The organism is Novosphingobium sp. GW835-FHT14H07, from assembly GCF_058793515.1.
The window spans coordinates 1-774 of record NZ_JBXAFX010000087.1 but is presented as its reverse complement, the minus strand read 5'-3'; the positions used below and the strand labels follow the sequence as shown (position 1 = coordinate 774).

Annotated in this window: 2 protein-coding genes; one reads left to right on the top strand and one right to left on the bottom strand. The window is 64.7% G+C overall.

Annotation, left to right across the window (positions count from 1 at the left end):
- On the bottom strand, window positions 1-455 hold a 455-nt coding region (locus AC1Q5P_RS21930), incomplete at its 3' end, for an enolase-like domain-containing protein (RefSeq protein ID WP_492520027.1).
- Window positions 456-556: 101 nt separating this feature from the next.
- On the opposite strand from AC1Q5P_RS21930, the gene AC1Q5P_RS21925 reads away from it, so the two are divergent.
- A partial coding sequence (locus tag AC1Q5P_RS21925) for a FadR/GntR family transcriptional regulator (RefSeq protein ID WP_492520026.1) occupies window positions 557-774 on the top strand: 218 nt, incomplete at its 3' end.

Here is a 774-nt window from a genome sequence, read left to right as displayed (position 1 = left end):
ACGCCGGTCTGGGCGCGGATCGCCTTGTAGCCCATGTCGATGTAGTGGCCGACCGCTTCCACCGTCTCGGCAATGTCCGCGCCGTTGGCATGGCCATAGACCATGATCCCGTCGCGGCTGCGGCCGCCCAGCAACTGGTAGACCGGCATGCCGGCCATCTTGCCCTTGATGTCCCACAGCGCCATGTCGACCGCGGCGATCGCGCGCATGGTGACAGGTCCCCGGCGCCAGTAGGCCCCGCGATAGAGATACTGCCAGATATCCTCGATGCGGCGCGGGTCCATGCCGATGAGGCAGGGGATGACGTGCTCCTCGAGATAGGCGACGACCGAGAGCTCGCGGCCGTTGAGGGTGCCATCGCCGATGCCGTAGACGCCCTGGTCGGTCTCGATCTTCAGCGTCACGAAGTTGCGGCCCGGGCAGGTGACGATGACGCGGGCGGCGGTGATTTTCATGGGGGGACACTCGCTAAGGACAGGCGGATTGTGGTAATACCGATTGACGGACCGGTTTCGGTCTGTCAAGTTTCTTGAATTGGTAATACCAGAAAGTTTCCATGACAACTGGCAAATCACACGACCGGCTCTATCAGGATCTCGCCCGCTCGCTGCTCGATGAACTGGCCAGCGGGCGCTATCCGGTGGGCAGCCGCCTGCCGGCCGAGCGCGACCTTGCGCTGCGCTACGAGGTGAGCCGGCCGACGGTGCGCGAGGCGATCATCGCGCTCGAAGTGCAGGGGCTGGTCGAGGTGCGGGTCGGCTCGGGCGCCTATGT